Below are 13,959 nucleotides of genomic sequence, written 5' to 3'. Positions count from 1 at the left end.
TGCGCAAACTAGACCCTCAGATATCGGCGGAGGGTCAGCAGTGAGGAAATTCCGGCCAGGAGAACGCCCATCCCGATCAGGGCCGGGGCCAGGATCAGGGTCTGCCCGGGTGAGATGAAGGCCGTGTCCGGGTATTGCCGGGACAGATAGTCGCCGAGGAAGAAGTAGGCCACCGCCCAGAGCGTGCCCGAGGCCAGGGCGGCGCCGATCACGGCCGCAATCACGCCCTCCAGGATGAACGGCAGCTGGATGACCATCTTGGAGGCGCCGACGAGGCGCATGATCCCGGTTTCGCGGCGGCGGCTGAACGCGGACAGCCGGATGGTGGTCGCGATCAGCAGGATCGCGCAGACAATCATCACGCCGGCGATGCCGACCGCGACGAGCGAGGCGGCGTTCATCGCGGAGAACAGCCGCTCGAGCAGCTGGCGCTGGTCGATCACGGTCTCCACGCCGGCCTGCGAGGAAAAGGTCTCGCTGATGATCTGGTACTTCTCCGGGTCCTTCATGTTGATCCGGAACGACGCCGGCAGCTGGTCCGGCGTCACGGAGTCAACGATCGGGGAGTTCGAGAACTGTTCCTTGAAGTGTCTGTAGGCGTCGTCCTTGGACTCGAACTGGAAGTCGTTGACGTACTGGGCCACCGCGGGTGACTGCAGGAGCGCGCGCAGGTTCTCCTGCTGCTCGGCGGTGGCGGGGCCGGTGGCGCAGCCGGCCGCCGTCGAACCGTCACTGCACAGGAAGATGGCCACCTGGACTTTGTCGTACCAGTACCCCTTCATCTGGTTGATCTGCAGCTGCAGCATGCCGGCGGCACCGACGAAGGTCAGGGACACAAAGGTCACCAGGATGACAGAGACCACCATGGACAGGTTGCGGCGCAGTCCGCTGCCGATCTCGGCGAGAACGAAAGCAAGCCTCACAGCTGGCCCTCCCCTGCGGCACGGGCGGCAGCGCGTGAGTCGGCGCGTACCTCGCTGCGGGTGGAGGAGGCTGATCCGGCAGCGGGCTCGGGGTCCCTGCCGCTGGCGTCCCTGAGCCGGCGCGACTGTCCCACGACCGGGATCATCGAGGTGTACAGGGCCCTGGCCTCATCGCGGATCACGACGCCGTTCTTCAGCTCGACGACGCGCTTGCGCATCTCGTTGACGATGTCGTCGTCGTGCGTGGCCATCACGACGGTGGTCCCGTTCTGGTTGATCTTGTCCAGCACGCCCATGATGCCCATGGAGGTGGTGGGGTCGAGGTTTCCGGTCGGCTCGTCGGCCAGCAGGATCCCGGGGCGGTTGACGACGGCGCGCGCGATCGCCACGCGTTGCTGCTCGCCGCCGGAAAGTTCGTGCGGCAGGCGGTTCTCCTTGCCCTCCAGACCGACGGTCTTCAGGACCTCGGGCACGGTGTCCCGGATGACGCTGCGGCTCTTGCCGATGACCTGCATTGCGAAAGCGACGTTGGCGAACACCGTCTTCTGCGGCAGTAGCCGGAAGTCCTGGAACACGACGCCGATCCCGCGGCGCAGCCGGGGAACCCTCCAGCTGGAAATCTTCGCCACGTTCTGGCCCGCGACATAGACGGCGCCGGAGGAGGCGTGGTCCTCCTTGAGGACCAGCCGGAGGAAGGTCGACTTGCCGGAGCCCGAGGCGCCGACCAGGAAGGCAAATTCGCCACGGTCGACCTCAAGGTTGATCGAATCCAGCGCGGGGCGCGCCTTCTGGTCATAGACCTTGGTGACATTTTCGAATCGGATCATGGCCCTAAGTACCCTGCAGGGCGTGGCTCATGGCCAGTCCTGCTGCCGGTGCGCGGGCTTTCGTTGGGGGAAGGTAAAGCTCCGGCTTCTCGACTATACGCACGGGTAACTGCCGTTGATCTGGAGCTGCGGGGTGTGTCGCGCGATTGCGGCCGTCAGCGCGCCGTGCGGGCAGGCTCGGTCCGCCAGGCCTGGCGCCGGCGCTGGCCTACTTCTCGGCGTTCCGGTTGTCGGTCCGCCAGCGGATGCCCGCGTCGATGAAGTCGTCGATCTCGCCGTCGAACACCGCGGAGGTGTTGCCCACCTCGTGTTCGGTGCGGAGGTCCTTGACCATCTGGTACGGGTTGAGCACGTAGGAGCGCATCTGGTCACCCCAGGAGGCCTTCACATCGCCGGCGAAGGCCTTCTTTTCGGCGTCCTCCTGCTCCTTCTTGAGCAGCAGGAGGCGGGACTGCAGCACCCGGAGGGCAGCGGCACGGTTCTGCAGCTGGGATTTCTCGTTCTGCATGGACACCACGGTGCCGGTGGGGATGTGGGTCAGGCGCACGGCCGAGTCGGTGGTGTTGACCGACTGGCCGCCCGGGCCGGAGGAGCGGAACACGTCGACGCGGATTTCGTTGTCCGGGATGTCGATGGAGTCCGTCTGTTCAATCAGCGGGATCACTTCGACGGCGGCGAAGGAGGTCTGGCGGCGGCCCTGGTTGTCGAATGGGCTGATCCGAACCAGGCGGTGGGTGCCGGCCTCGACGCTCAGCGTGCCGTAGGCGTAGGGTGCTTTGACTTCGAAGGTGGCGGATTTCAGCCCGGCCTCTTCGGCGTAGGAGGTGTCCATGATGGTCGTCGGGTAGCCGTGGCGTTCGGCCCAGCGCAAGTACATCCGCATCAGCATCTCGGCGAAGTCGGCGGCGTCCACGCCGCCGGCGCCGGCGCGGATGGTGACCACGGCTTCGCGTTCATCGAATTCGCCGGACAGCAGCGTCACGACCTCGAGTTCCTTCAGCGTCTTCCGGATCGACTCCAGCTCCGTGGCGGCTTCCCCCATGGAGGCGGCGTCATCCTCGTCCTGGCCAAGCTCCACGAGGACTTCGAGGTCGTCGATCCGCGAGGTGAGCGAATCCAGGCGTGCCAGTTCGGACTGGCGGTGCGAGAGCCGGGAGGTGATCACCTGGGCGGCGGCGGGATCGTCCCACAGATTGGGTTCACCCGCCCGTTCGCTCAGTTCGGCGATGTCTTCCTTCAGCGCCTCGACATTCGAAACGTTTTCGATGGAGGCGTAGGTGGCGCGCAGCGCGCGGATTTCTGCGGGAAAATCAATGTTAGCCATGGTTTTTTAACCCTACGCTATCCGTGCTGGCCGGTCCGCCCGTTCTCCCGGCGGTGCACTCCGGCGGACTTGCCTGGTTATCAGCGGGTGAGCCGCGAGCGCGCCGTCGAACTCGCCTCGACTCTGATGCCGTCCGGGACCAGGAAATTGACCACCGGAGGGTGCACAGCGACGCTCAGGGTCACAACGGCGGTGGAACCGTCCGGGCTGCCGGTTTCGGGAGCCACGGCGAGGCCGCTGAACCGGGAGAAGGCACCGTTGCGCTCCAGGTAGTCGACGGCGGCGCCCCTGACCCTTCCTCCGTCCAGCACGGCGGTGGGCGTTCCGGTGAAATTCTCGAGCTGCCCCAGAGTGAAGCTGTCGGCCGCCGCCACCGAGGCGCCGTCGGCCAGCGAGAGCAGCTTCTTGTGCTCGATGTAGACGCTGGACACGGCCACCACGACGGTCGCGACGAGCAGGGCGAGCAGGACGTAGCCGATGATCAGCACCGTCATCTGGCCGCCTTCCCCGTGCATTGCACGCAGCCTTCTGCGCCGACCGCTGTGCCGCCTGTCGTGTCTCCAGTCGCTGGGGCCCGGCCCGATCATGCGGCTCACCGGAAGCGTCCGACCAGCTGGGTCGCCGAGGCGCTGAGCCGGCTCGCGTTGAGGTGGAGGGCATCACTGAACGGAACAAACGGCAGCGGCACGGTGAGATTGACGGTGACGGTGACGGTCACGGCGGAGCCGGCAGCCATACAGTCAGCCGGCTGGCAGCTCGTGTCCAGGCTCGCGTTTCCGGCCTCCTGCCCGTGGTCGGCGAGCGCCAGCAGGACGGCCTGCTCCGCGGCGGCCCTCCCGCTCACCGCATCCGGCTGGGAAACGAAGACCTTGGCGGCCTGGTCCGCGGCCCCGACGACGGCGAAAGAGCCTCCCTGGATCTGCCCTACGGTGATGACGAAGTAAACGAGCGGGACCATCAGCAGCAGGGACAGGAAGATGAATTCCACCACCGCGCTCCCCTGTTCGGAGCCATCAGCTCCGCTGGACTCCTGGCAGTCAGGACTGGATAGCCGCATGCCCCCGCACCTCCAGGAGTTCCCGCGGCCCGATCAGACCGATCACCGGCAGCGGGGCACGGACGATCACCTCCAGCGTACGGATGCCCTGATAGGTGGTTTCACTCGTGGTCACGTCTCTGGCAAAGTCAGGGTTGAGGGCCACGCCGATCAGCTGGGCCGTCCGGTCCCGGGCATCGCCGGAATTGCGGTCCGCGAGCGTGCCGTATCTCGCACCGGAGGCGGCCGCGTCGATCAAGGTGTTCCGGACGTGGAGGACCAGGGTGAGCTGGATGATGGCCAGAAAGAACAGCGTCAGCAGGCCGCCGACCAGGACGAAGTCCACCACGGCCGCGCCCCGGTCCGCTTCCTTGTCCGTTTCCCGGCCCGCGTGCAGACCTCGGCCCCAGCATTCGCCGGGTGCACCCACCGGTTACTGCCCGACCTTGTCCATCGCCTGGTTGAACAGTCCCTCGAGCGCCGGCCCCGCGATCGCCAGCAGGGCAGCGACAAGAACGGCCGACATCAGGGTGATCATCACCCACCCCGGCACGTCCCCGCGTTCAGGGTGGTCCTGGGCCGGCCGCCGTTCCAGCGCGGCCCGTGCCGATGGCCGCCGAAGCAGCGTACTCAAGGCGAAGATCGACATCGCTATGCGGATACCAATGAGATTCACTGTGTCCCCTTTGTACTGGTGGTTGGAGCCTTGTCTACGCCTTGGTCCTTTTCTTTTCCTGTTGGACCAGTTCTTTCCTGGCCTGGTTGTCTTCCTGCTGGCCTGGTTGTCTTCCTGCTGGCCTAGAGTCCGAGACTGATGGCAGCCAGACCCGGGAAAACCGCAAATACGACTGTGAGCGGCAAAACCCCGAAAACGAGCGGCACCATCATCCCGATTTCCTTCTTTCCGGCTGATTCCATCAGTTCGCGTTTCGCCGTGTCCCTGACATCCTGCGCCTGGGCCCTCAGCACGTCGGCCAGTGGCGTCCCGCGTTCGACGGCCACGATCATTCCGTCCACGAACCGGATCAGCGGGCCCAGGTCCGTCCTTGACGAGAACCCCTGCAGCGCGTCGACCAGGGGCGTCCCAGCCCTGGTCTCGGCGAGAACGCGGGTGAATTCCTTCGACAATTCGCCGCGGGCGCTTCGGCAGACCCGGTCCAGCGCGCCCGTGGCACTCTCGCCTGCACTGACAGCGAGCGCCATGAGTTCCGCGATGCTGGGGAATTCCGCCATCATGCGGGACTCCCGCCTCTTGATGTGCGCCGACAGCGCGTAGTCCCGAAGCAGGTAACCGCCGCTGGCGCCGGCCAGTACGACCACCGCGGCAATCGTGGGACTGAACCGTCCGGCGGCGCCTAAGAGCATCACCGCGCCGACGGCCAGTACCAGGCCCCCGGCGCCCCACAGGAGTTGCTCGGCCCGGAAATCGATCGGCGACTTGGAGCTCCCCGACCGGGCCAACCGGCGCGTCAAGGCCGAGGTACCGGGGTTGATTTTGCCCAGAGTGGCGATTGCGTCCCGCAGCACCGGCCGGAGAATGCGCTCCAGCGGACCAAACGGGGTCACGTCCCGGGCTGCTGTGCGCAGCAGTCGCGATTCAAGGTTGTGGGACTTCAGCTGCGGCCCGATTCGCTCGGCAAAGCTGATGGGTCTCATGAAGGGCAGCCGCACGAGCAGGAGCCAGAGTCCGCCGCCGAGGACCACACCGCACACGGTGGCACTGGCCATGAGCCCGCTCAACGCAGGACCCTTTCATCTTCCGGGAGGGCTCCGATGCGCAACATGATGGCGTAAGAGACCAGGGAGGTCGCGAGGCCGCCCAGCAGGACGCCCGCTCCGATCGGCGTGTTGTAGGCCGCTACAGCTTCGGGTCTGCTTGCCAACAGGACGAGGACGATCCACGGTGCGGCGACCGCGAGGCGTGCCGCATTGACGGTCCAGGATTGCCGGGCCTCCAGTTCGCTGCGGGTCCGGGCACTCTCCCTCAGGAACTCGGCAAGGGTGCCCAGGAGGCGGCCCAAGTCCGACCCGCCCACTTCCCGGGTCAGCCGGAGCGCCTCGACAATTCTGTCGGCCACAGGGTCGGCCAGACGATCCTTCAACCTGGTCAGGGACGGATCGAACCGGCCTCCCGAACGGTAGTCGGAACCGAAGTCGCGGAACACCTGACGGAGCTCCAGCGGACCGTTGTCCCCGAGCTGGATGAGGGCCTCGGGCAGCGAGAGGCCGGCCCGAATGGCGGATCGCAGGTGGTCGACGACGTCGGGCCAGAGCTGGCGGAGGACGGCGGCGCGTTTCCGGGCGCGCCACCTCACGACGGCCATCGGCAACCAGGCGCCGAACAATCCGAAGCAGCCCGAGATCGGCCAGGACCTGGTCAGTGCGAAGAACACGACGGTCGTAAAGGCCCCGACGCCGAGGCAGCTTGCCAACAAACCCGGTCCGCTGACCTTCTCTATGCCCGCAGTCCGCAGCAGGTCCTCCAGTCTGCGGCTTCGCGGCGCGCGCTGGGCAGCTTGCGGCTGCTCCCAGGCGGACCACCAGATCAGCAGAAGTCCGGCCCCTGCGAGCACCCCGAGCAGCGGGGCCATCAGCGTGGCTCCAGCAGCGCAGCGACGTCATACCCGGAGCGGGCGAATTTCTCCGCAGCGGGCATTGAATTGGCCTTTGGTTGAAGCTGTCCGTCGATCATGGCAAAGACCATGGAAGATTCGATGATGCCGTTTTCGACTCTGCGTCCGAGCGAAAGGATTTCCGTGACCTGCCGGCGCCCGTTGGCGTACCGGCTGCAGTGGACCACCAAGTCGATGCAGGAGGCGACAGTGGGAACGACGAAGGCGCTGGAGATATTCTCCCCGGCCAGCAACGGGAGGGTACACAGCTTCGTCACGGCGTCATGGGCCGAATTCGAGTGAATCGAGCACATTCCCGGCAGCCCGGAATTCAAGGCGATCAGCATGTCGAGGCTTTCGGCCTCCCTGACTTCGCCGACGACCAGCCGGTCCGGCCGCATTCGCAGTGCTTCCTTGACGAGCCGGCGCAGAGGGATCTCGCCCTCTCCTTCCAGATTCGCTTGCCGGCACTGGAGGCCCACCACGTCACGCAGCGGAAACTGCAGTTCGAAGATTTCCTCCACGGTGATGACACGCTCCCGGGTGCCGATGCCGGCTGCGAGGCAGTTGAGCATTGTGGTCTTGCCTGCCTGGGTCGCACCGGACACCAGGATGTTGAGGCCGCTGGCCACAGCTGCCCCCAGGAACCGCGCAGCCTGCGGGGTGAGTGTTCCCAGCTCCACAAGGTGTTCGAGCCTGCTGGCCTTAACGACGAACTTCCGGATGTTGATGGCCCAATGCCGCCGGGTGATGTCCGGAATCACAACATGGAGCCGCGATCCATCGGGAAGGGCGGCATCAACGAACGGAGAGGACATGTCGAGGCGCCGCCCCGAGCTCTTCAGCATCCGCTCGACCAGATCCCGGACCTGCTGGTCGGAAAGTGAGATGGAGGTGAGCTCCGATTCGCCGTTGCGGGCCACATAGACCTCATGCGGCGCGTTGATCCAGATCTCCTCGATCCCGGGGTCGTCCAGCAGCGGCTGCAATGCGCCGAAGCCGGCCACGGCGTCGAAGACGAATCGTCTGGCCGGCTCCAAGGGTCCGATCGGAGGCAACGGCGCCAGGAGGGCCCGCTCGTCGTAGTCAGTGACGGCTGCCTCGACGAGTCGCCGGACTTCTCCGGCCTGCCGCAGCGGGTCCAGCCCGCGGCGTCGGATCAGCTCGCGGACTTCATCCTCAACAATGCGCACAGCCTCCACTTGGCCCCCGATATATGACTGCCGCCCTTCCGCCGAGGCAGGGCAATTGGGTTAAAGCTATGGGAGGGTGATCGGCGGGACAATAGCGCACCAGGCGGTATGTGGATAACTGCCAAGATTTCGACATGACAACTTTCCCGTGGGCAACACCAGAAACACTGGTTTCACAAATCCACCGATGTTAGGGTGGGCGCGATAACAAACCATCTCTGGCCCCGGACAGCCTTTTCGCAGTTCAACCGGGCACGAGACCTACGTGACGCGGCTCGGACAGCGTGTCATTGCTCCGGAGCGGAATATGAAGCGGACCCTACTTGCCCCAGCCAGTCAGTGCGGCCGCCGAATCGGGGCCACCATCCTCGCCGTCGCACTCCTGGCCGGTCCAGGTTTGGCCCAGCCGGCGGGCGCCGTCGAGCCGTCGCCCACCGTGTCGCCGGCTCCCGCCGCCACCATGGCTGCTACTGCCCCGCCTGCTCCGACGGCCACCGCCGGGCCCACGGCCGCCAAGACAGCGGCTCCGACTCCATCCGCTTCCCGGGGCACAACCCAGGCGGCGGCGCCAGCCTCGCCCGGGCCCTCCACCGCCAGCCCTGCCCCGGATACCGGTGCACTCAAGGACCGGGCGGCGATGGCCGCGGCAATCGGTCCCGGCGGCGCAGAGATGGGCCAGCGCTCTGCCCGGGTCACCTCGTCCTCCCAGGCCCTCAAGAGGTCCACCCAGTCCGCGGCGATCGGAACGCTCACGACGCAGGGCACGTGGTCGCCGTCGTTCGGGATCACGGGGCTGGACGTGAGCGGCCACCAGCCGAGCGTCAACTGGCAGCAGCAGTGGAATATGGGCGCCCGGTTCGCCTACGTCAAGGCCAGCGAGGGCAATTACTACGCCAGCGAGACCTTTGGCTCCCAGTACGAGGGTTCCCGAAACGTGGGAATGATCCGCGGCGCCTATCACTTTGCGATCCCGAACTGGTCGTCCGGTGCCGACCAGGCCCGGTACTTCGTCCAGAACGGCGGCGGATGGAGTGCGGATGGCTACACGCTCCCGCCAGTGCTTGACTTTGAGTTCAATCCTTATGCCGGCAGAACGATCAACGGCTTCTACTTCGGCAATACGTGCTACGGCATGTCACCCGCGCAGCTGACGTCCTGGGTGCGCGACTTCGGGAACACCATGTTGTCGCTGACCGGGCGACTTCCCGTTATCTACACCAACACCTCCTGGTGGAACCAGTGCACCGGCAACGCTTCCGGTTTCGGGAACTACCCCTTGTGGGTTGCCGCCTACCCGAGCGCCCCCACGAACAATGCGGGTGCCATTCCCTCGAGTTGGAGCAACTACAGCATCTGGCAGTACAGCAGCACGGGGCCGTTCGCGGGTGACTCGAACGTCTGGAACGGCACGTTCTCCCAACTGTCCACGTTTGCCGCCAAGGCAAGTGCGGCCCCCCCTGCGCCGCCACTGCCGCTTTCGTCCACGTACAAGGCCTCGTGGGTCGGGGATTCCGACGGTGACGGCAAACCGGACCTGGTCACGCAGCATTCGGACGGTTCTCTGTGGTTCTATGCCGGGACAGGCGGCGGCGGATACCGGACCGGCCGCGTCATCGGCAGCGGATGGAACATCTACGACAGGCTCGTGGGCGTCGGCGACTCCAACCGCGACGGCAAACCCGACATGGTGGCCCGCCGGCCCGACGGCAGCCTCTGGTTCTACGCCGGCGACGGAAAGGGAAACTACCAATCCGCCCGCCAGATCGGCACCGGCTGGAACGTCTTTGACCAACTGGTCGGGGCCCGCGATGCCAACGGCGACGGAATCCCGGACCTGGTGGCACGAGATTCGGTCGGCGGACTCTGGACCTACGCCGGCGATGGCAGCGGCGGCTACCGAACCGGCTCGAAAATCGGTACGGGCTGGGGCATCTACAACCTGATCGTCGGTTCCGGCGATTTCGATTCCGACAGCATCCCCGACGTCCTGGCCCGACACTCCAACGGCAGCCTCTGGTTTTACCCGGGTGACGGCAACGGCGGCTACCGGTCCGGCCGCCAAATCGGTACCGGCTGGTCCATCTACGACCAGATCCTCGGGGCCGGAGACAACAACGGCGACGGAAAGGCTGACCTCCTTGGGCGCCGCTCCGACGGCAGCCTGTGGTTCTACGCCGGCGACGGCATGCGCACCGACGGATACAACCTCGCTCAAAAGATCGGCACTGGCTGGAACATCTTCACCCGCGTCACCGGGGTGGGGGATTCCGACGGTGACGGCAAACCGGACCTGGTCACGCAGCATTCGGACGGTTCTCTGTGGTTCTATGCCGGGACAGGCGGCGGCGGATACCGGACCGGTCGCGTCATCGGCAGCGGATGGAACATCTACGACAGGCTCGTGGGCGTCGGCGACTCCAACCGCGACGGCAAACCCGACATGGTGGCCCGCCGGCCCGACGGCAGCCTCTGGTTCTACGCCGGCGACGGAAAGGGAAACTACCAATCCGCCCGCCAGATCGGCACCGGCTGGAACGTCTTTGACCAACTGGTCGGGGCCCGCGATGCCAACGGCGACGGAATCCCGGACCTGGTGGCACGAGATTCGGTCGGCGGACTCTGGACCTACGCCGGCGATGGCAGCGGCGGCTACCGAACCGGCTCGAAAATCGGTACGGGCTGGGGCATCTACAACCTGATCGTCGGTTCCGGCGATTTCGATTCCGACAGCATCCCCGACGTCCTGGCCCGACACTCCAACGGCAGCCTCTGGTTTTACCCGGGTGACGGCAACGGCGGCTACCGGTCCGGCCGCCAAATCGGTACCGGCTGGTCCATCTACGACCAGATCCTCGGGGCCGGAGACAACAACGGCGACGGAAAGGCTGACCTCCTTGGGCGCCGCTCCGACGGCAGCCTGTGGTTCTACGCCGGCGACGGCATGCGCACCGACGGATACAAGGGCAGCAAAGCCGCGGGGGGCCTGTAACCCCTCGAAGTCCTGCGGAGGCAACACGCGGCTACGCCAGGCTGCGACTGACAACACGGTCCAGGCCGGGGAAATAGGAGCTGTCAGGCGGAAATTTCTTCGGAGTCACTCGGCGCACTGCTGCCGGACCGGAAAATCCAGTGCTTATAGAGGAGAAAGTTCCACGCCGTGATCAGAGCAGTGGAAGCAATCTTCCCGATCTGATAGCCGAGCCCCATCCACTCAGCAAAATTGACGATGAAGTCAACGGCCGCGGTGTTAAAGGCAACGAGCAAGCAATACTTGAGCAAACTGACGCTTCGACCATTTTGCGCGCGGAAAGTAAAGACTCGTTGAAGGACGAAGTTGAAGACGAGACTCGTCAGGAACGCGATCGGAGTGGCCAACCACAGCTCAACACCGAAGACCTCGTGAAGCAGCGTGAGAAGGCCGAAATCTATGGCGAAGGATAAACCGCCGACGATCAAGAACCTGGCCACCTCATTGTTTAGCACGACTTTTGAATGCCTTCTGAGCACTTATCCTCTTAGCTTTCAGTGGATCCTGCGTTATCCACGCTAGTAATAACGCCGCCGAAACAATCAAACCGGATCAGGCTATTTTCAGCTCTAGAGAGGCCGCGCACCGATCCAGCGTAGGCGCCGCCTGCATCGCCCGAGGGGCCGCATCACCCGAGGGTCCGCTGTCAGCGAGGTGCCCTGCTTTCGGTGGGTCCGCATGGAACCCTCCGCTATACGGTAGCATACTGAGGTCGCCGCGTCAGGCTGATGGCAACCACCAAACGTCCTCCATCTGCCTGCATGTTAGATTCGAAAGCGATTCCACGACGAGCCTTTTTAGGACTAATAGTTTGCCAACGACAGCGACATTTTCTTCACGTGTTTCACGATCTAAAGAGAAAATTCTTACGTGGATATGCCTCAATGACAATGCGTTAAAGGTTGCGGTTGTCCTTGCGTATTTGGTTGTTGTGGCCAGCGGAGCTACCACTTCATCCATTGGGATTTCCGTACTCAGGGAGGACTCAAGTCATCCCTTGGGTCTTCAACTCGGAGAGTCATCCCCGATTCGGGCGGACGAATACAATGCGTTCTCCCCCATTGTCCTTTCGATCATGGCGACCGGCGGCGCACCGACGACCAGCGTGCTTGCTGCCCCGGCGGATCTGGTTCACCGCTACTCTTCCGGTGGTTTTTTTGAATCCATTGTGTTCTTCGATTCCACCCTCCTGCACAGTGCATCGTTCTTGCCGGACGCCATGGTGTTCGCTGCCCACTGGTGGCTGCCGGCACTGCTGCTTTTCCTCTTCCTCCCCAAGTGGTTTGTCCAGGTAGGTGCCGGCGGCCGCTGGGGGTGGCTGGCAGCGATGCTGATAGTGCTGTCCCCGGCCGCATCGTGGTGGACGATGATGCCGATCCAGCTCATCGCCTACACAGTGGCAGGTTCGAGTCTTCTGTTGTCCGCGTTCCAGCGGTTCACGCGTCAAGAGCGCCTCATTCCCGCGCTGCAGAGCGTTGCGTCAGGAATTCTGATCGCCGGAATGCCCAGTTTTTACATCCCGTGGTCCCTGGTTCTTGGCCTGCCCATCCTTGTTGCGACCGTCGCCTGGATTTTCGCCGTCCGGGCAAACTGGAAGCCGAAAATCCTGGCTTTGGGCAGCGCGGGCCTGGTTGCCATGGTGTTTGCCGGGGGTGTCCTCGGGGAAAACCGTGCTGGAATAGCGGCGCTGCTGGAATCCGTGTACCCGGGCTCACGCAGGTCCGCGGGCGCAGCGCAGAGCTTCGGCATGCTCTTCGGCGCTCCGGCCCTGGGCGCGCTGCAGGAGATGACTCCGGTGGGAAGCAACGAGAGTGAGCTGTCGACAGCGTTCACCATCACGTTCGTCTGGGCAGCTTTCCTGCTCGTCGGTCTCAGAAAGTTTGGGCGCCCGCGGGACAACGTCGTCGTCTTGGTTCTGCTGGGATTCGGGCTGACGTGGCTCGCCTGGTGCACGATAAACCTCGGAGACCAGAGCGCAGCTATCCCCCTGCTGAACTACATTCAGCCCGCGCGGGCGGCCCAGGTCTGCGGGATAACTGGAGCCGTCCTGGTCTGCCTGCTGCTTTCCCGTCTGCCGGCCAGGCCCGGCTGGCGGCTACCTGTTGTCTCGGCGGTCGTCTGCGGCCTGATTACTGCCTACGCCGCTTCGCTGCTTCAGCAGTCACAGCTTCCCGTGATCACGAACACGTTCATCGCTCTTGTGGCTATCGCCGTTGCCGTCGCGGTCTTTTGCGTGACGCGGTTTCCCCACAAGATCTGGCCGATGCTGCTCGTCTCTGCGTTGGCCGCGGTGCCTGTCATCAATGCAAACCCGCTGCTCTTCGGCATGGGCGATCTGCGCGTATCCGCAACTGCAGGCTACCTGCGCGATCAAGGAAAGACTGCACGGGCGACGGACGGGGTGTGGGTGTCCGACTCACCAGCATTTGACACCGTCATGCTGGCCAACGGTGTCCCGTCGCTGAGCGGGCTGCAGCGATCCGGGCCCGACAAGACGCAATGGGCCAAGTTGGATCCGGATCAGGCCCACGCCAACGAATGGAACCGCGGTGGCGGATTCATCTACTTCCAGTGGTTGCCTGGCCAACCCATCTCGTTCGGCAACAATGGCTCGGACTCCGCAATGGTCGGAGCGGACCCCTGCGACCTCAAGCTGCGCATCCCGAATCTGCAGGGAATCGCTTCCACCCACCCGCTGAATGATCCATGTCTCCGAGCGGACCGGGTCCTTAAGTGGTCCGATCAGGACATATTCACCTACAAGTTCTCCTAAGTGCCAGGCGGACGTTCCAGCAGCATCGAAGGTAGGCAGCGGCGCCGCCGTGCGGCGCCTGATTGCTGTTCCGTGCGGAGCATCGGAGGCCGCTGCAACCCGCCGAAATGGCAAGCCGCAAGGGCGGAGAGGCTAGGGTTGTAGGGAGGAAGGACTCGGCACACTCCAGATTGGGAAAGGATTTTCGTTGCGCAATCGGTCCATAGGCGGGGCTTTCGCCTGCATTCTGCTCGCTGGCATAGG

General features: G+C 64.6%; 13 protein-coding genes. 2 read left to right on the top strand and 11 right to left on the bottom strand.

All coding sequences use genetic code 11. The annotated features are described in order from the left end of the window. Positions 1 to 8 precede the first annotated feature (8 nt). The 10 genes from ftsX to ACVWZ8_RS14375 all read right to left on the bottom strand — a co-directional run bounded on the left by ftsX (position 9) and on the right by ACVWZ8_RS14375 (position 7,924). Positions 9 to 923, bottom strand: coding sequence for a permease-like cell division protein FtsX (gene ftsX / locus ACVWZ8_RS14420; RefSeq protein WP_456504994.1), 915 nt, complete (start codon positions 921 to 923; stop codon positions 9 to 11). After that, positions 920 to 1,750, bottom strand: a complete 831-nt coding sequence (gene ftsE, locus ACVWZ8_RS14415) for a cell division ATP-binding protein FtsE (RefSeq protein ID WP_426978667.1) — start codon at positions 1,748 to 1,750, stop codon at positions 920 to 922. Before ftsE ends, ftsX begins: the two co-directional genes overlap by 4 nt. Before the next feature lie 208 nt (positions 1,751 to 1,958). Beyond that, positions 1,959 to 3,074 (bottom strand): peptide chain release factor 2, encoded by a 1,116-nt coding sequence (gene prfB, locus ACVWZ8_RS14410; RefSeq protein ID WP_456504993.1) that lies wholly within the window; start codon positions 3,072 to 3,074, stop codon positions 1,959 to 1,961. 80 nt (positions 3,075 to 3,154) lie between these two features. Beyond that, complete coding sequence (locus ACVWZ8_RS14405; protein WP_426978671.1) at positions 3,155 to 3,589, bottom strand: pilus assembly protein TadG-related protein; 435 nt, start codon at positions 3,587 to 3,589, stop codon at positions 3,155 to 3,157. A gap of 77 nt (positions 3,590 to 3,666) precedes the next feature. Beyond that, positions 3,667 to 4,131: a hypothetical protein gene (locus ACVWZ8_RS14400; RefSeq protein WP_456504992.1), complete on the bottom strand. Its 465-nt coding sequence runs from the start codon at positions 4,129 to 4,131 to the stop codon at positions 3,667 to 3,669. Beyond that, positions 4,112 to 4,507, bottom strand: coding sequence for a TadE family protein (locus ACVWZ8_RS14395; RefSeq protein WP_456505956.1), 396 nt, complete (start codon positions 4,505 to 4,507; stop codon positions 4,112 to 4,114). Before ACVWZ8_RS14395 ends, ACVWZ8_RS14400 begins: the two co-directional genes overlap by 20 nt. Positions 4,508 to 4,543: 36 nt before the next feature. Then, entirely contained in the window at positions 4,544 to 4,786 is a 243-nt protein-coding gene (locus tag ACVWZ8_RS14390; protein ID WP_456504991.1) for a hypothetical protein, read from the bottom strand. A gap of 122 nt (positions 4,787 to 4,908) precedes the next feature. After that, positions 4,909 to 5,850 (bottom strand): type II secretion system F family protein, encoded by a 942-nt coding sequence (locus tag ACVWZ8_RS14385; RefSeq protein ID WP_456504990.1) that lies wholly within the window; start codon positions 5,848 to 5,850, stop codon positions 4,909 to 4,911. Continuing rightward, positions 5,847 to 6,701, bottom strand: coding sequence for a type II secretion system F family protein (locus ACVWZ8_RS14380; protein WP_456504989.1), 855 nt, complete (start codon positions 6,699 to 6,701; stop codon positions 5,847 to 5,849). The genes ACVWZ8_RS14385 and ACVWZ8_RS14380 overlap by 4 nt, the downstream gene beginning before the upstream one ends. After that, positions 6,701 to 7,924 (bottom strand): CpaF family protein, encoded by a 1,224-nt coding sequence (locus tag ACVWZ8_RS14375; protein WP_426978679.1) that lies wholly within the window; start codon positions 7,922 to 7,924, stop codon positions 6,701 to 6,703. Before ACVWZ8_RS14375 ends, ACVWZ8_RS14380 begins: the two co-directional genes overlap by 1 nt. A gap of 298 nt (positions 7,925 to 8,222) precedes the next feature. Here ACVWZ8_RS14375 and ACVWZ8_RS14370 point away from each other — a divergent pair, with 298 nt between their 5' ends. Beyond that, a complete protein-coding gene (locus ACVWZ8_RS14370; protein ID WP_456504988.1) occupies positions 8,223 to 10,904 on the top strand; it encodes a GH25 family lysozyme in 2,682 nt (893 codons plus the stop codon). An 83-nt stretch (positions 10,905 to 10,987) separates the two neighbouring features. Here the strand turns inward: ACVWZ8_RS14370 and ACVWZ8_RS14365 are convergent, their stop codons facing one another. After that, positions 10,988 to 11,398 (bottom strand): GtrA family protein, encoded by a 411-nt coding sequence (locus tag ACVWZ8_RS14365; protein ID WP_426978684.1) that lies wholly within the window; start codon positions 11,396 to 11,398, stop codon positions 10,988 to 10,990. Positions 11,399 to 11,754: 356 nt separating this feature from the next. Here ACVWZ8_RS14365 and ACVWZ8_RS14360 point away from each other — a divergent pair, with 356 nt between their 5' ends. Next, positions 11,755 to 13,716 carry a DUF7657 domain-containing protein gene (locus ACVWZ8_RS14360; RefSeq protein ID WP_456504987.1) on the top strand — a complete coding sequence of 654 codons (1,962 nt, stop codon included), beginning with the start codon at positions 11,755 to 11,757 and terminating at the stop codon, positions 13,714 to 13,716. Positions 13,717 to 13,959 lie beyond the last annotated feature (243 nt).

The organism is Arthrobacter sp. UYCu723, from assembly GCF_054059215.1.
The sequence above is the reverse complement of the archived record's forward strand: the minus strand, read 5'-3'. Positions and strand labels throughout refer to the sequence as shown.